Genomic DNA, 17,684 nt, shown 5'->3' on the forward strand with positions numbered 1-17,684 from the left:
CCGAAAACTTGCTTTTTTGTACTTTACATAGGCTAATGTTTATTCAAAAATATTGCCCGTTAGGTTGAACTCAACACGCATCAGCTCTTTTAACTTAAACTTCTGCGGCTTGCCCGATGCGGTCATCGGAAATTCCTTCACGAAGGCGACATAGCGTGGCACCTTGTGATGCGATACCTGCGATCGGCAGAAGTCTCTAATCTCGTCTTCGTTACCGTCCATACCGTCATTTAGGATGATACACGCGCACAGCTCTTCGCCATAGCGCTTGTCAGGCAGACCGATGACTTGTACGCTAGAGACGGCAGGATGCTTAAATAGCAGATCTTCGATCTCTTTAGGGAACAGGTTCTCACCACCGCGGATCACGACGTCTTTGATGCGCCCTTTGATCTTCACGAAGCCATCTTCATCCATCTCAGCGATGTCGCCTGTGCGCATCCAGCCGTGCTTGTCCACGACTTCCTTGGTCTTATCTGGCTCGCCCCAGTAGCCCGCCATCACCGAATAACCTCGCGTGTACAGCTCGCCCGCGACACCGACAGGCGTAATGTTGCCATTCTCATCGACGATCTTAACCTCTAGGTGCGGATGGATCTGTCCAACCGTGCTCACGCGCTTATCAATTGGGTCATCGACATGGCTTTGCATTGATACTGGTGATGTCTCGGTCATGCCATAGCAGATGGTGATCTCGCTCATGTGCATGCGCTCAATAACACGCTGCATGATCTCGCGCGGACATGGCGAGCCTGCCATGATGCCTGTGCGCAGACTTGATAAGTCAAATTCTTCAAATCGCTTATCTTCTAGCATGGTGATAAACATCGATGGTACGCCATACAGCGCAGTACAGCGTTCATCGTGCACCGCTTGTAGCGTCTCGGTCGGATTATAAGCAAAAGACGGATACACTACGGTCGCACCATGTGTCATCGCCGCCAAGTTACCCATCACCATGCCAAAGCAGTGGAACAGCGGCACGGACACACAGATGCGGTCATGCTCGGTCAGCTTAATGCCTTCACCAACAAAATAACCGTTATTAAGGATATTATGGTGAGTTAGCATCGTGCCTTTTGGGTTGCCTGTCGTGCCCGAGGTGAACTGAATGTTCGCCACGTCGTCGAATTGTAGCTTTTCGGCGACGTACTCGATGTGCTGGCGCTGCGCCAATGTCGGTGGGTTTAGCAGGTCATTAAAGCGATACACACCATCGTGCTCGACATCACTTGCCTTGATGACGACTTTTAGGTGCGGCAGATTATGAGACACCAGATGCTTACTGCGGTTGCTCTCAAGCTCAGGTGCAATACTGGCCAGCATCGCGTGATAGTCTGATGTCTTGAAGGCATCAGCGATCAGAATGCCACGACACTCAACTTTATTAAGAACGTATTCTAGCTCTTTGGCTTTATAGGCAGGGTTTAGATTGACCAAAATCACGCCAATCTTGAAGCAGGCGTACTGCGTGATGAGCCATTCGACACTGTTTAATGCCCAAACCCCTAAGCGGTCGCCCGTGTCGAACCCAAGCTCAATCAAGCTCGCCGCAAAGGCATTGACCTTATCAGCCAGATCCTTATAGGTTAGGCGTATGTTTTGATGAACGCTGACGATGGCTTCCTTATCAGCGTACTGCAGGCATGCACGATCAAACATCTCACCGATGGTAAGACCAATGAGCGGTTATCGCTCGTGCCTGATAGGTAGCTTAGTTTTTGGTACATGACACTCTCCTTAGATCATGATTTATCCGCCTGATGAACAGGGCAAGCAACACCCATGTCACTTTTTTCAAGTTAAGATACGCCAAACCACCTTACCACAGCGCCCTACTTTCCTTGATTGACCGCTTTGAGACAAAAGTCTGCCACTTGCGTGCTAAATACTTCCTTGTTCATCGCTTGCGGATTTAGGCTTAAAGGTTCAATGACAGCAAACGTCATCGCTCCAACGATACACTGCGCAGTTACGCCCACATCCTCAAATTCAAACACCGCCTGCGCTTGACCTTCCTTTAGGATGTGCTCGATCGCCTCTTTGACGATTTGTTTGCTTTTAAATCGCGCCTCCTCCACCGCTGCATCTGCAGGTTCTAGCATGAGTGAATAGGCAAGTTTTGGGCTGTTTAGTGCCCGCTTTACAAAGACTCTCACCGCCTTGTGTAATTTGTCTTGCGCTAGCCCTTCTTGACCGGCAATCTGCTTTAGAATATCGATCTCATGCATGATCGCCTCGGACAGCACTTCGATGATGATGTGGTTTTTATTATCGAAATAACGATACACCAGACCATTGGACACGCCTGCCAAATCCGCCATCGCTTGGATTTGGGCGTCCTTAATGCCTCCTTGGCTAATGAGCTGCTTGGCTGCCTGTAAGATCGCTTCGCGATTTTGACGTAGGCGCTCTTGCATTAATGCGGATCTTTTGTAATTCATGATTTTATTGTCTCTCATTTAAAAATGAATTGCAAATCATTTTTTTAATAAAATTCACTTTTTTTTGAAAAAATAGTGTGGTACAGTATGTAAAAGGCAAATTTTTAGGATAATTTTTTAGGTTGAGTGGCGTTATTGAAGATAACCTGACCGTTAAAAATGTGAAATTTGCCGATTGTAATGCGAGGCACATTGTAACATAAACCCCCGCCAGTTTTGGCATTTTCCAAGGACTACAAGGACGAAACCATGAACCCAATCACTCTATCTAACCTAACCTTTGGCATCGATGAGACACTGCTTGCAGTTCAAGATGAGGTACGCAAGTTCTGCCAAAAAGAAGTTGCGCCACTTGCTGAAGCCGCCGATAAAGAAAACCACTTCCCCGCCCAGCTGTGGAAAAAATTCGGCGACATGGGTCTGTTGGGCATGACCGTCTCTGAAGAATACGGCGGTGCGAACTTGGGCTATCTGGCTCATATCCTAGTGATGCAAGAGATTTCACGTGCATCGGCTTCTATCGGTCTGTCCTATGGCGCGCACTCTAACCTATGCGTCAACCAAATCAACCTAAACGGCAACGAAGAACAAAAGGCGCGTTTTTTACCAAAATTAATCAGCGGTGATTATGTGGGCGCGCTTGCCATGAGTGAACCAAACGCAGGCTCGGACGTGGTGAGCATGAAGCTAAAAGCCGAACAAAAAGGCGACCGCTTCATCCTAAATGGCTCAAAAATGTGGATCACCAACGGTGGCGACGCTGATGTTATGGTCGTCTATGCCAAAACCGACCCAAATGCAGGCGCCAAAGGCATCACTGCATTCTTGGCAGAAAAAGGCATGAAAGGATTTAGCCACGGCACGCACTTGGACAAGCTAGGCATGCGCGGCTCGAACACCTATCCGATGTTCTTTGATAATGTAGAAATCCCAGCTGAGAACGTGCTAGGCGGTGTCGGCAATGGCGTTAAGGTACTGATGAGCGGTCTAGATTATGAGCGTGCGGTACTAAGCGGCGGTCCGCTAGGCATTATGGATGCTTGTATGGATCTGGTGATGCCATATGTTCACGAACGTACTCAGTTCGGTGAAGCCATCGGCGAATTCCAGCTCATGCAGGGCAAAATCGCTGACATGTACTCGACCATGCTGGCATGTAAATCACTGGTCTATGCCGTAGGTGCCGCCTGCGACAAATCAAACCACGATCGCAGCCTGCGTAAAGACTGCGCCAGCGCAATCCTATACAGCGCCGAAAAAGCCACCTGGCTGGCAGGCGAAACCATCCAAACACTGGGCGGTAACGGCTACATTAATGAATTCCCAGCAGGACGTCTGTGGCGTGATGCCAAACTGTACGAGATCGGCGCAGGCACTTCAGAAATTCGCCGCATGCTAATCGGTCGTGAGCTGTTTAGCGAGACCAAATAATCATCATCGGTAGCCACCACAAGGATAAGGGTGCTGAGTTTCACGCCCTTATCCAAAAACCTAAGCTAAGTGATGAGCTAATATTATTTTCAAGGATAAAGAAAAAAGGATGCACCATGACTGCCAACCTAAACGTACTAAATTCCAAAATCAACGTCCGCAGTGACACCTATAAGACCAACCAATCCGCCATGCTGCCATTGGTGCAGGATTTGCAAAGCCTATCCGCCAGACTTGCGCTAGGCGGTAGCCAAAAAGCTCGTGAAAAGCACACAGCACGTGGCAAGTTATTAGCGCGTGAGCGTATCAATGCCTTGGTCGATACTGGATCGGCATTCTTGGAAGTTGGACAGCTTGCAGGGCTTAACGTCTACGAAGATGACGTGCCTTGTGCTGGTGTCGTGGCAGGCATTGGTCTGGTGAATGGCGTCATGTGCATGATCGTTGCCAACGATGCCACCGTTAAAGGCGGCACCTATTATCCTTTGACCGTAAAAAAACACCTAAGAGCTCAAGAGATCGCCAAAGAAAACCGTCTGCCTTGTATCTATCTGGTGGACTCTGGCGGTGCGTTCTTGCCATTGCAGGATCAAGTTTTCCCTGACAAAGAGCACTTCGGGCGAATCTTCTATAACCAAGCTCAGATGTCTAAGCTTGGCATCCCTCAGATCGCTGTCGTCATGGGCAGCTGTACCGCAGGCGGTGCGTATGTGCCTGCGATGAGTGATGAGACGATCATCGTTCGTAATCAAGGCGCGATTTTCTTGGGTGGTCCACCGCTGGTGAAGGCTGCCACGGGTGAAGTGGTGTCAAGTGAAGACCTTGGCGGTGGTGATGTGCATACTCGTCTATCGGGCGTGGCTGACCATCTGGCAGAGAACGATGAACACGCGCTACTGATCGCGCGCAACATCGTCGCCAACCTAAACTATCCTAAGCAATCATTGCCCAAAGAATTCGATGAGCCGCTATTTGACAGCGATGAGCTATACGGCGTCGTTCCTGCCGATGCCAAGACACCTTTTGACATCCGTGAAGTCATCATGCGCTTAACTGACGGTTCACGATTTGGTGAATTTAAGGCACGCTTTGGCACGACATTGGTGACTGGCTTTGCGGAGATCTACGGTCAAAAAGTCGGCATCATCGCCAACAACGGTATTCTATTCTCAGAATCCGCCCAAAAAGGCGCGCATTTCATCGAGCTGTGCTGTCAGCGCAAGATTCCACTGCTGTTCTTACAGAACATCACAGGCTTTATGGTCGGTCAAAAATACGAAAACGAAGGCATCGCCAAGCACGGGGCCAAGCTTGTCATGGCGGTCGCCACCGCGAACGTGCCGAAGATTACGCTGGTCATCGGCGGTTCATTCGGCGCTGGTAACTACGGCATGTGTGGTCGCGCGTATTCGCCACGCTTTATGTGGACATGGCCAAACTCTCGCATCTCGGTCATGGGCGGCGAGCAGGCGGCGAGCGTGCTATCCACCATCAAGCGCGAACAGATCGAAGGTGCGGGTGGTACATGGTCAGCCGAAGAAGAGAACACCTTCAAAAACCCAATCCGCGAACAGTACGAACATCAAGGCCACCCTTATTATGCTTCTGCCCGTCTATGGGACGATGGCGTGATTGACCCAGCTCAGAGCCGTCATGTATTGGGGCTTAGCCTTGCCATTGCCATGAACGCACCGATTGATGAGATGAGCTTTGGCGTGTTCCGCATGTAATTGGCAAGTTTTGTAATTAGCATGACAGATCAACCGTTTGAATTTTATAAGGAAATAAGATGAACAGTTATACCACGATAGAATGCATCATTGACAACCAAATCGCCCATGTCTGGCTAAACCGCCCTGACGTGCACAACGCCTTTAACGCCGATGTCATCAGCGAACTTCATGCTTGCTTTGATGCGTTGGATAAAGAGACGGACGTACGCGTCATCGTACTTGGCGGTCGTGGTAAAAGCTTCTCGGCGGGTGCTGATCTGTCATGGATGAAAGAGATGGGACAGGCAGACTTTAACACCAACTCAGCCGACGCCCTAAAGCTTGCCAAGATGTTAGAACGCATCGCCACCGTACGCCAGCCTACCATCGCTCGCGTGCATGGTGCTGCGCTCGGCGGTGGCATGGGTCTGGTCAGCGCCTGTGACATCGCGGTGGCAAGCCAAAATGCCAAATTCGCCACATCAGAGGTGCGCCTAGGGCTTGCGCCCAGCACCATCAGCCCCTATGTGGTGCGTGCGATCGGCGCAAGACAAGCCAGCCGCTACTTCTTGACCGCTGAGCGGATCAATGCCGACAAGGCTCAGCAGATTGGGCTTGTGCATGAAGTTGCCGAAGATGATGACGGACTTGATGAGATCGTCAGCCAGATTATCAGCGAAATCAAAAAAGGCGCGCCCAACGCCCAAACCGCCAGCAAAGAACTGATCACCATGGTGGATCACGCCAGCATCGATGACAGCCTACTTAACAGCACCGCGAACCACATCGCCACCGTGCGCACGGGCGACGAAGCCAAATCAGGTCTGGATGCATTCTTAAACAAGCAAACGCCGCACTTGATTAAGTAGCTGTACTTGACTGATAAATTTAATAATTTTAAAAGGACGATTGAAATGTTTAGAAAAATTCTAATTGCTAACCGCGGCGAGATCGCCTGTCGTGTGATCAAAACTTGTAAAAATCTTGGCATCACCACCGTGGCGGTATATTCAGACGCTGATAAGAACGCCCAGCACGTCAAACAAGCGGATGAAGCGGTGCACATCGGTGAATCGCAAGTCTCAAAAAGCTATCTGCTCATGGATAAGATCATCGAAGTTGCCAAGGCGACAGGCGCCGAAGCAATTCACCCTGGTTATGGCTTCTTGTCCGAAAATGACCAATTTGCCAAAGCTTGCGCTGACAACAGCATCGTCTTTATCGGCCCACCTGTCGAAGCGATTCTTGCGATGGGTCTAAAAGCCACCTCAAAAGCCCTCATGGAAAAGGCGAACGTACCGCTAACCCCTGGCTATCACGGTGAGAATCAAGATCCGAACTTCCTAAAAGAACAAGCAGATCGCATCGGCTATCCTGTGCTGATCAAGGCAAGCGCTGGCGGCGGCGGCAAGGGCATGAGCTTGGTTGAGCGTGCAGAGGATTTCCTAGAGAGCCTATCGTCTTGTAAGCGTGAAGCACTGTCTAGCTTCGGCAACGATGATGTCTTGATTGAGCGATACATCGTGAATCCTCGCCATGTGGAAGTACAGATTTTTGGTGACAGCTTTGGCAATGTGGTGCACTTATTTGAACGCGACTGTTCTGTACAGCGCCGCCACCAAAAAGTCATCGAAGAAGCTCCGGCACTGAACATCAGCGACGAGAAGTTAGCTCAGATGCGTACTGCCGCCATTAACGCAGGTCGTGCGGTCGGCTATGTCGGCGCAGGTACGGTCGAGTTCATCGTAGAACAAGACGGTACGGCGTACTTCATGGAGATGAACACCCGCCTGCAAGTCGAGCATCCTGTGACAGAGATGATTACAGGTGTGGACTTGGTGGAGTGGCAGCTTCGCGTGGCGTATGGCGAACCCCTACCAAAATCTCAAGACGAACTCACCTCGACAGGTCACGCCCTAGAAGCGCGTATCTATGCTGAGATTCCAGAACAAGGCTATCTGCCAGCGACGGGTAAGATTACCTATCTGTCATATCCTAACGTGACCGACAGCGTGCGCATCGACAGCGGCATCGTGGCAGGTGACGAGATTACCACTTTCTATGATCCGATGATCGCCAAACTCATCGTCTGGGGCAAGAACCGCGACGAGGCCATCGGCAAACTTCGTCACGCGCTATCACAGACGCACATTGATGGGCTGGGCAATAACATCGCATTCTTGGAGCGTATCTTAAGAATCGACAGCTTTAAGGATGTCAAACTAGACACCAACCTGATCGCTCGCGAAGAAGATTTCTTGCTTCGTCCGACCATCCAAGTAGATGATGAATTGATCGCCAAGACAGCATTCATTAAGCTACTAAGCGGACTTGGCAAGGGCAGCATTTGGCAAAAGTCCTCATTATGGCGACTAAATACCCCAACCATCCAAACCGTCAAAATCGTCCACCAAGACGAGACGTACGTGGTGACATTTAGCCATGACAAGGACGTATGGACAGCGAATGTGGGCGATAAAAGCTTTACCCTGACAGGCAGCCTAACCGATGATCACACCGCTGACATGACGATCGATGGTAAATGCCAAAGCGTGGCATTTAGCCAAAGTGCGGACGGAGTGACGGTATTTGATGATCGCTTCGGCGCCAACGCCATCAAATTCACCCATCCTAAGGCTGACTACGGCACGGATGATGATGGCGACAGCGGCGGTCTGACCGCACCAATGCCAGGCGTGATCGTGGATGTGCGTGTCTCCTCAGGTCAAAGCGTCACAAAAGATGAGATCCTACTGACCATGGAAGCCATGAAAATCGTCTACACCATCAAGGCCCCAGAAGACGGCATGGTGTCAGAAGTGTATTATCAAGCAGGCGATCAGGTCAAAGCCGGTGATGAGCTCGTTGCTTTCACCCCAAATGACCAATAATGACAGGATGGTAATTTAGCAGGGGTGTTTGGCAGATAACGAGCCAGACCACCCATCTGCCATCCCCTGATGGATGCACTTTAACCCTATTTTTAAGGATAAAAATGAAACCTGACATCAAAATCGTAGAAGTGGGCGCAAGAGACGGCTTACAAAACGAAAAAACACCGCTTAGCGTGGACGATAAGCTTACCCTCATTCAAGGGCTGGCAGATGCCAATCTAAAATTCATCGAAGCTGGCTCATGCGTCTCGCCAAAATGGGTGCCGCAGATGGCGGGCAGTACGGAGATTTTTGGAAGGTTGCCCACCGATACGGACGTGAGCTTTTCTCTACTGACGCCGAATCTGCGCGGTTTTGAAGATGCCCTGGCAGTTGGCTGTAAAGAAGTGGCCGTGTTCACAGGTGCAAGCGAGACCTTCACCCAAAAGAACATCAACTGTAGCATCGATGAAAGCATAGACAGATTTGCAGACATCTTAGCGCTTGCCAAAGAGCATGACATCAAGGTCCGCGGCTATGTGTCGTGCGTGGTCGATTGTCCTTATGAAGGCGCAACAGACCCAAAAATCGTCGCCAAAGTCGCACGTCGCCTGTACGACATGGGCTGTTATGAGATCTCGCTGGGCGAGACGATCGGCACCGCCACGCCTAATCGCATCAAAGCCATGCTACAAGCCTGCATGGATGAGCTGGACATCAGCGTCATCGCAGGGCATTATCACAACACCTACGGCATGGCGATCGCGAACATCCATGAGAGCCTAAATATGGGCGTAAGAATCTTCGATGCCAGCGTGGGCAGTCTTGGCGGCTGTCCTTATGCCAAAGGCGCATCGGGCAATGTCGCCACCGAAGATGTGCATTATCTAATGACAGGGCTTGGTCTATCGACAGGCATTGACATTGATAAGCTCGTTAAAGTGAGTGCCGACATCTGCCAAAAACTCAATCGAGACAACGGCTCGATGGCGACCAAGGCTTATCTGGCAAATTGCAGCTAATCACCAGTCACCCATCACGTTCATTAGATAAAAATAAGTCTGCCAAGATCATGTCTGTGGTGGGCTTATTTTTTGGCGTCGATAAGTTCATTTTTCAAAAACCCAATCCACGCCTGCACTTTGGTAGGGAGCAGTCGGGTCGTGGTTAGGACATAGACCCAAATGGGCATAAGCTCCCAATCAGGCAGCACCCTGACCAGAGCACCTGCCTTGACGGCACTGTCCACCACCATGTGTGGCAAGGCGACCACGCCAAGCCCCTGTAAACCAAGCCGTAGCGTAAACCCCAAACTGTTTGAAAACAGCGAACCTTCCGCATGAATGATTGTCTCTGCCCCTTGTTTGTCAAACAGCCGCCACTGCCGATTATAGCCCGCCTTGATGAAAATGAGCTTGTGTTGATACAGCTCATCAGGGTTTTGCGGATTGCCATGTGCATTTAGATAATCTGGCGAAGCGTATAGCCGACCGTCCAAATCAAAACTAAGATGATTCACCAAGCTATCACTGTCCGCCGTCCACAGCCGAATGACCACATCATAAGGCTCACTCACCAGATCCACCTTACGAGAATTTAGGTCAAAAGATAGCCTGATATCAGGATAGCGTTCACAGAACTTAGGCACAATCGGAGCGATGAGTTCATAAGCAAAATCCACCGGCAACGAAATCCCAACTTCGCCATGCACCCCTTGCCCAAAGTCGCTAATCAGCTCATGGGTTGCCAATGCATCATCGATGATTTTTTGGGCTTTGTCAAAATACAGATCGCCTGCTTCGGTCAGCTCAATCTTGCGTGTAGTGCGGTTTAGCAGTTGCACGCCAAGCGACTTTTCCAGTCGCTTGATACGCTCAGAAAGTATGGATTTTGGCATGGAAAGATGAACGCCTGCCTTTGACAAGCTTTTACTGCGTACAATTTCCACAAAAATTGCCATGTCATTGAGATGCTGCATGAGATATATTGATAAATTTAGAGTAATTGTTCGGCAGATCGAACACTGTTTTCCGATTTGTGATATTTACCTTATTATAAATGATTGCTAGAATATTTTGATCATTTATACCACCATTTTTTAACGCTATGAAATCATCCGCCATCAAGAACGGACTTGAAGCCGCTCTCATACTTGCCCTTGTCATGGGATTTGGTCGTTTTGCTTATACGGCTTTGTACCCATACATGGTAACAGGCGGCATGCTGAGCGTGGCACAAGGGAGCGTTGTCGCATCAGCGAACTATGTCGGCTACCTAGTCGGGGCGCTCTTCGCTGTGCGCATCAAGGCGGACAAATCAAACGTCTTTACCTTAATTGCTCTGATTGGCACGAGCGTATGCCTTGGCTTGATGTCGATGCTCTCGGGGGCTTTGTGGCTTGGTGGTGTGCGGTTTTTGGCAGGGGTGTTTAGTGCCCTAGGCATCGTGTCGGCATCAATGTGGCTACTTGCCAAACAAAAACACACCGGCACAACCCCGCTCATGTACGCAGGTGTGGGGCTTGGTATTGCTTTATCATCGGAGCTTGTCGTGTGGGGAGTAGGTGCGGGCATGGATTCATCTGGGCTGTGGCTATGGCTTGGGGTGCTTGCGGTCGTGTTGTCGTTATTTGTGCTACATGGATTGTTTTTTCAAAAACCAGCCGACAGTCACCAATCAAATAATGCACTCATCGTCACGCCAAAACTTACCGCCAATGCACTCATCGCACTCTATGGGCTGGCAGGGTTTGGCTATATCATCACCGCCACGTATTTGCCCCTGCTGGTGAACATGGTGTTGCCTGATGTGAACGTAGGGCATATCTGGGCGGTGTTTGGTTTGTCAGCAGTGCCGTCTTGTTTTGTGTGGCACATGGTTCATGTTCGCCTGGGAACTCGTGTGGCACTGATTGCCAATTTCACCGCCCAAATCATCGGGGTCATGTTCCCCATTATCATGCCAAACATGGCAGGGTATCTGATGAGTGCCTTGCTCGTAGGCGGTGCGTTTATGGGGACGGTAACGATTGTCATGCCAGTGGCGCAGATGATCGCTAAAACCACTGGCAAAAATCTCATCGCCCTAGCCACGCTGTCATACAGCATCGGGCAGATTGTCGGGCCTTTGGTTGCAGGCGGCCTGTATGGAGCTACCCAAAGTTTCGCCCCTGCGCTTGGGCTTGCCACCCTAGCGTTAATATTGGGTGCGGTCATCTGCCACCAACGAGCGTAAACTTGTAACCAAATAACGAATAAATTTATCTTTTTACCTTAACCACAACACAATAGGAGCATGTCATGCCTTATGTCAATATCAAAGTAACGGGCGGCACTGAAGCCCCCACCACCGGACAAAAAGCCGAACTCATCCAAGGCGTTACCGAACTGCTTGGGCGAGTTCTCAACAAAAACCCTGCCACAACGGTGGTAGTCATTGATGAGATTGACATGGATAATTATGGCTTGGGCGGTCGCTCCATTACCGAAGTGCGAAAAGCCGCCAAAACAAAAGACTAACACCCCCAAAAGCACAAAACGCCATCTATGCATGGCGTTTTGTTTATTGACTTTTTGGTGGAATTATTTTAAATTTTAGGAACATGTGGCGATAATTTTTAGTGCTTTTGCTGTCAGAATCTTACAAATCTTTGACAAGTATTTTGCCAGTTAAATTAATCCGCACAGCGAGACTTTTTATTTATCGATCCACACCCACACAAAAAGAAGTTTGTATGCGTGCCTATTATGAGCCAATCAGTCGCAGCGTCAATGATGACACCACCACCGCGCACTATCAATCAACCGATTACGCCCAAGGTGCTTGGAATCCATTCGAGCAGCACATGACTGTTGCCACAGGGTTAATGGCGCGCGAGCTTGAGCAGTTTTTTCCCCGAGATGATTTGGCGATCGCACGCCTAAGTTTAGACGTTCTGGGCGTGATTTATCAGGGCGAGACGGTCGTTCGTACACGCTTCATCCGCACAGGACGCACGATCGAACTGATCGAGAGCACTCTATCCACCTTTGATAAGAATGGCACCGAGCGAGTTAGCATCATCATGCGTGCTTGGCGACTTGCTGTCAGTGACACGAGCGCGATTGCAGGGACTGAGGACGCTTCTTGTAGCCCCATTGACCTGCCGGACTGGGATGGCATGAGCGTATGGGACAGCGGCTATATTAATACACTAAAGGCGAAGGTCGCCCATCACCGTACCGGAAAAAGCCTAGTGTGGTTCGACACTGACATCGAGATGGTAGCAGACGAACCGACATCAGACTTCGTACACCTGATCGGCATGGTGGACACCGCCAACGGCATCGCCTGCGCACTAAGGATAGAGCGTGGATTTTCCCAAGCATCGACCTACAGATTCATCTGTATCGTATTCCTACAGGGCGATGGCTGGGGTTAGATACCGTGCAGCAGATTGGCGAGAGTGGTGTGGGTCTGACGAGCAGTGTTCTGTATGACGAGCATGGTTCATTTGGGCGTGACGAACAGATTCTAACCGTTCGCCACATTGGCAAATCCTAAAAGGAGCATGGCATGGACGTTAATCAAGCCCATTTTTGGCAAGATCGCTACAAAGCCAACCAGACAGGTTGGGACTTAGGACAAGTATCACCCCCACTGCAGGCGTATTTTGACACACTCACCGATAAATCCGTGCGACTGCTCATTGTCGGAGCAGGTAATGCTCACGAAGCCCGTTATTTGCACGAGCTAGGATTTACCAACGTCCATGTGCTTGACATCGTGCCATCTGTACTGGATAATTTTGCCAACGCCAATCCTACCTTTAATCCCAAGCATTTGATTTGTCATGACTTTTTTGATGTGCATATGCTTGGGTTGGGGCGGTTTGACATCATCATAGAGCAGACTTTTTTGTGTGCGATAGACCCAAGCCGCCGTGATGAATACGCTCGCCAAGTGCATCGCTTGCTACGTAATAAGGGCGACTGGTGGGTGTACTGTTTGATTGTGAGTTTGAGAGCAGTCCGCCGTTTGGGGGCAGTATGGCGGAGTATCGCGCGTTGTTTGAGCCTTATTTTGGCATGCAGACCATGGAGCGGTGTCATAATTCAGTCAAGCCTAGAGAAGGGCGAGAGCTGTTTATCAATCTTATGAAAAGGGGTGGATAATGGCATAATGGGGCGAAAGCCCTTTTTTATTTTGGTAATTTTCTACGTCAAACGACAATTAAAAATGTTAAAATTGGCGGTATTGTTCAACAAAGATGTATTTTAAAATTTGGACGCGTAGGGGCGAATGACATTCACCCAAAAATTTGATATTTCAAAGGGCAAATGTGATTTGCCCCTACAAGCCTAAAAAATAGTATAATACTCCATGAAACCCATTTTTTCACCACTCGCCCCACGCACTTGTCCGCACAGCGACTGCGGTCAGGTCTTTGATAATGTGATTTATGAAAATGGCATTATTTTTTGTCCGCATTGCCAAAAAAGTATTTTGGTTAATCCTTTTACGCCTGATTTGGAGCAAATAACCTTTTGGCAATTTACCAAATATTTTACCAAACATCAATATAAAATATATACTGTTGTTGCGGTTATGTTTGCAATTTTTTATGCCATCATATTTACCGTTTATAATTTTGATAAATTAAATCTTGGTACAGGATTTTGGATAACATTTGCCATTATTATTGGCATTTTAATTGTTATGGGTATTTTTGCCATTGAAAATAATCTTAAATATTACCATGCTTATAAATTAAAAAACAAACTCATTGTAAAGGGCGTGGATATTTATGATACTATCAAAAATGATTTTAATGTATCGCTTGCTCATGATGAATTAAAAACCACGTTTAATAGATTTACCGCTTATTGCCCACATTGCCAATCGCAAAGACTACATAAAACGATTGATGATGATTTTGTGTGTCAAAATTGCCATACAACATTACGATTAAATCCAAAATTAAAGAATATCAGTCTAATACAGTTTATATTAAATTATCTTATTGCATTTCTCATGATAAGATATCTGGGGGCTGATTTTTATTTCTTTATTTTATTTACCCCTGCATTATTTTTAATCAATTTATTGACAAACTACCATTGGTACAAAACTCCAAAATGGCTACTTTAAACACCCCCCTTGCCGAACGAGTCCGCCCAAAGAGCTTATCCGACATCATCGGACAGACGCACCTATTGGGCGACAATGCCCCCATTAGCCGTATGATTGCTCATAACCACTTGCCAAGCCTGATTTTGCATGGCGAAGCAGGCATTGGCAAGACGACTTTGGCACGTCTACTTGCCCATGCTGTTGGGCGTGAATTTCATCTGCTATCCGCCCTTGATTTGACCGTCAAGGAGTTGCGTGAGCTGATAGACGGCGGAAAAGGCATGACAGGCGGTTTTGATTTTGGCTCGCCTGTGCTTTTTATTGATGAGATTCATCGCTTTAACAAAGCCCAACAAGACGCTCTGCTTGGGGCGGTTGAGTCTGGCAAGATTACCCTGATTGGGGCGACCACCGAAAATCCGTCTTTTAGCGTAAACAACGCCCTGCTCTCTCGCTGTCAAGTGTATCGCTTGGAGCCATTGACCGTTGATGAATTGGTACAAGTATTAAAAAGGGCGTTGGCGACTGATACATTTTTGAAAAATTTCACGGTACAAGGCGACCTTGCCAATATCGTACGCCTTGCCAGTGGGGATGCTCGTAAGGCACTCAATTTATTAGAAATCGCCTGCCAAAACTCAGACAATCACACCCTAATCATAGACGACACCCTGCTCCAAAACATCGCCCAAACCGTACTCCCACGCTACGACAGGGCAGGCGATATGCACTATGATGTCATCTCGGCATTCATCAAATCGGTGCGTGGCTCGGACGCTGACGCCAGCATTTATTGGCTCGCTCGTATGCTGACTGCTGGCGAAGACCCCACCTTTATCGCAAGGCGACTGGTGATTTTGGCAAGTGAGGACATCGGACTTGCCAACCCCAACGCCCTACTACTTGCCGACACCGCCTTGCGTTCGGTGCAGTCTATCGGTATGCCCGAAGCCCGCATTATCCTTGCCCAAGCGACTGTCTATCTTGCCACATCGCCCAAATCCAACAGCACCTACACCGCCATTAACGAAGCCCTTGCCTTTGTTAAAAACGACAACTCGCCCGTACCGCTTCATCTAAGAAATGGCGTAACCGAACTCATGAAACAATCAGGCTATGGTGTGGATTATGTCTATCCGCACGATTATGCCAATCATTATTATCCCCAAACCTATTTGCCTGATAATTTGATTGGCAAACGCTTTTATCATTTTGCCGACAATCAAAAAGAACAAGCAAGTTTTAATTTTATGAATTGGCTAAAGGCAAGTGTTCCGTGATGTAGTGAATCAATTGAAGATTTTATATTTAAAATAAATTACTTAACCAGCCTTAGGTGTTCCACGTGAAACAATCAAAAGCCGCAGCCGTCCCACTCGCCCTACTTGCCATCGCACTCATCCTACTTGCTGTTAACATGCGCGCGCCGATTGTCATGTTAGGCTCGCTTGCGCCAATTCTAAAAGACACGCTGGGTCTGACAGACGGCATGATCGGCTGGCTTGGCGCGCTGCCAATGCCTGCCTTTGCGATAGGCTCACTGTTATCACCTTATCTTGCAAGGCGTCTAGGGCTTGAGCAGAGTTTAATCTTGACGGTGGGACTGCTAAGCCTTGCACTTGGTGTGCGCGTCTTGGGTGATGCTGGGCTATTCTTCGTCGGCACGGGCGTGATGGCGCTTGCGATTGGTTTTATGAACACACTTGGCGCACCACTCATCAAAAAACACGCGCCCAACCACATCGCACTGATGACAGGCCTGCTTAGTCTATGTATGTCGCTTTTTGCAGGCGGAGTGGCGTGGGCGGTGCTGCCGATGACGCAAGCTTTTGGATGGCAAATTGGCATGGGCTCATGGGCGGTAGTCGGTGTGATGACGCTCATCATCTGGCTGATGATCGCCAAGCGCAGCAAGTCTAACAGCGCCGTAACAAGCCAAGGCAAATCAAACTTCAATCCATGGGCGGACATTAATGCGTGGGCACTGGCAGCATTTATGGGCATTCAGTCGCTGCTGTTCTATGGGATGGCGGCATTCTTGCCGATGATCGGGGCTGCCAAGGGGCTGCCACTACATCGTGCGACTGAGCTTGCGCTCACCTTTCAGATTGCTGCACCGTTCACCATCATCGCGCTAACCTATCTCATCAAGCGCGGCGCGCCTGTGCGTGTCACGGCTGTGGTCGCTGCCATCTTGGATGCTGTTGGTGTGGCTGGTCTGATTTATATGCCAGAGTATCTGCATCTGTGGTCTTTATTAATGGGGCTGGGCGCGGCGTCTATTTTTACCCTATCACTTATGATGTTCTCGCTGCGCACACATGATGCCGAGACCGCTCGTGATGTGTCGGGAATGGTGCAAGCGGTGGGTTATACGATTGCGTTTTTTGGGCCTGTGCTGCTTGGCAAGCTGTTTGAGATTTATCAAGATTGGCACATGCCACTTATGACATTTTTGGCGCTCATGGTTGCCAATATCTACTTTGCTTGGTTCGCCACGCGCCCTTATATGTTTGAAAGCAAATCATGATCACCCAAAGGCACGCTTATATTCTGGACAAACCACACTCGCAAATCAAACTGCTAAAGCGCGATCATGCAGATAATCTGCCCATCATTAAGGCAAATCATCAAAGTGCATGGCAGGATTTTAAGGCTTTCATCCTGTCTGTCTATGCCAATCTGCCCACACAATTCGCCACGCCACACATCGAAAAATGGTGCAACGGCTGGCAGATTCGCAATCACTTTTTTGCTTATTTTAAATACGATGCCTATCTTGGCAACGCACCGATCATTAGTGTTATTTTGAACAAAAAACGCCTCATGATTCAGCTTGACTGGCACGCTTACAAGGCGGCACAATCAGCATCTACGTTGGCTAACTTTAACGCATGGATGGATGCTAACTTATCCAAAATCACGGATGGTGATTTGCCGTTTTATTATTGGACGAATGAGATTGATGAATATGGTGATTTTATGCCGATGAGCGGATTTTATCATGACTTTAATGATCAACATCTGGACACCGACACCAATTGGTGCCGAGTTGGCACTTATATCTTGGCAGAGGATTTGGATGATTTTGATGCTGATTGATTGGTGAGTTG

At 48.8% G+C, this 17,684-nt stretch carries 14 protein-coding genes and 2 pseudogenes; 13 read left to right on the forward strand and 3 right to left on the reverse strand.

Going from position 1 to position 17,684, the window contains the following annotated elements; all coding sequences use genetic code 11:
- Nucleotides 1-39: 39 nt before the first annotated feature.
- Nucleotides 40-1,730, reverse strand: a pseudogene (locus DYD54_RS10755) (AMP-binding protein).
- A gap of 105 nt (nt 1,731-1,835) precedes the next feature.
- Nucleotides 1,836-2,444 (reverse strand): TetR/AcrR family transcriptional regulator, encoded by a 609-nt coding sequence (locus DYD54_RS10760; RefSeq protein WP_063514873.1) that lies wholly within the window; start codon nt 2,442-2,444, stop codon nt 1,836-1,838.
- A gap of 249 nt (nt 2,445-2,693) precedes the next feature.
- Here DYD54_RS10760 and DYD54_RS10765 point away from each other — a divergent pair, with 249 nt between their 5' ends.
- The 5 genes from DYD54_RS10765 to DYD54_RS10785 all read left to right on the forward strand — a co-directional run bounded on the left by DYD54_RS10765 (nt 2,694) and on the right by DYD54_RS10785 (nt 9,482).
- Complete coding sequence (locus DYD54_RS10765) at nt 2,694-3,875, forward strand: isovaleryl-CoA dehydrogenase (protein ID WP_370446601.1); 1,182 nt, start codon at nt 2,694-2,696, stop codon at nt 3,873-3,875.
- A gap of 116 nt (nt 3,876-3,991) precedes the next feature.
- On the forward strand, nt 3,992-5,605 hold the full coding sequence (locus DYD54_RS10770) for a carboxyl transferase domain-containing protein (RefSeq protein WP_063514874.1): 1,614 nt from the start codon (nt 3,992-3,994) through the stop codon (nt 5,603-5,605).
- A gap of 59 nt (nt 5,606-5,664) precedes the next feature.
- Nucleotides 5,665-6,456 (forward strand): enoyl-CoA hydratase-related protein, encoded by a 792-nt coding sequence (locus DYD54_RS10775; RefSeq protein WP_063514875.1) that lies wholly within the window; start codon nt 5,665-5,667, stop codon nt 6,454-6,456.
- A 45-nt stretch (nt 6,457-6,501) separates the two neighbouring features.
- On the forward strand, nt 6,502-8,478 hold the full coding sequence (locus tag DYD54_RS10780) for an acetyl/propionyl/methylcrotonyl-CoA carboxylase subunit alpha (protein ID WP_063514876.1): 1,977 nt from the start codon (nt 6,502-6,504) through the stop codon (nt 8,476-8,478).
- 104 nt (nt 8,479-8,582) lie between these two features.
- Entirely contained in the window at nt 8,583-9,482 is a 900-nt protein-coding gene (locus tag DYD54_RS10785; protein ID WP_063514877.1) for a hydroxymethylglutaryl-CoA lyase, read from the forward strand.
- A 65-nt stretch (nt 9,483-9,547) separates the two neighbouring features.
- On the opposite strand, the gene DYD54_RS10790 is transcribed toward DYD54_RS10785, so the two are convergent.
- Entirely contained in the window at nt 9,548-10,438 is an 891-nt protein-coding gene (locus DYD54_RS10790; protein WP_063514878.1) for a LysR family transcriptional regulator, read from the reverse strand.
- A gap of 128 nt (nt 10,439-10,566) precedes the next feature.
- Between DYD54_RS10790 and DYD54_RS10795 the strand changes: the two genes are divergently transcribed.
- From DYD54_RS10795 to DYD54_RS10830, 8 genes and pseudogenes are all read left to right on the forward strand, one after another.
- Nucleotides 10,567-11,694: a YbfB/YjiJ family MFS transporter gene (locus tag DYD54_RS10795; protein ID WP_063514879.1), complete on the forward strand. Its 1,128-nt coding sequence runs from the start codon at nt 10,567-10,569 to the stop codon at nt 11,692-11,694.
- A gap of 65 nt (nt 11,695-11,759) precedes the next feature.
- A complete protein-coding gene (locus DYD54_RS10800; protein ID WP_036363821.1) occupies nt 11,760-11,978 on the forward strand; it encodes a tautomerase family protein in 219 nt (72 codons plus the stop codon).
- A gap of 215 nt (nt 11,979-12,193) precedes the next feature.
- Nucleotides 12,194-13,002: pseudogene (locus DYD54_RS10805) on the forward strand (thioesterase family protein).
- 12 nt (nt 13,003-13,014) lie between these two features.
- On the forward strand, nt 13,015-13,599 hold the full coding sequence (locus DYD54_RS10810) for a methyltransferase domain-containing protein (RefSeq protein WP_228703563.1): 585 nt from the start codon (nt 13,015-13,017) through the stop codon (nt 13,597-13,599).
- A gap of 222 nt (nt 13,600-13,821) precedes the next feature.
- Nucleotides 13,822-14,589, forward strand: coding sequence for a hypothetical protein (locus tag DYD54_RS10815; protein WP_084260719.1), 768 nt, complete (start codon nt 13,822-13,824; stop codon nt 14,587-14,589).
- On the forward strand, nt 14,577-15,851 hold the full coding sequence (locus DYD54_RS10820) for a replication-associated recombination protein A (protein WP_063514880.1): 1,275 nt from the start codon (nt 14,577-14,579) through the stop codon (nt 15,849-15,851). Before DYD54_RS10815 ends, DYD54_RS10820 begins: the two co-directional genes overlap by 13 nt.
- 65 nt (nt 15,852-15,916) lie before the next feature.
- A complete protein-coding gene (locus tag DYD54_RS10825; RefSeq protein WP_084260720.1) occupies nt 15,917-17,101 on the forward strand; it encodes an MFS transporter in 1,185 nt (394 codons plus the stop codon).
- The gene (locus DYD54_RS10830) at nt 17,098-17,673 is read left to right on the forward strand and encodes an HI_0552 family protein (protein ID WP_063514882.1); all 576 of its coding nucleotides are present in this window, start codon (nt 17,098-17,100) and stop codon (nt 17,671-17,673) included. Before DYD54_RS10825 ends, DYD54_RS10830 begins: the two co-directional genes overlap by 4 nt.
- Nucleotides 17,674-17,684: the final 11 nt, after the last annotated feature.

Origin of the sequence: Moraxella ovis, assembly GCF_900453105.1 — a bacterium.
In the GTDB taxonomy this organism is placed as follows: Bacteria; Pseudomonadota; Gammaproteobacteria; order Pseudomonadales; family Moraxellaceae; genus Moraxella; species Moraxella ovis.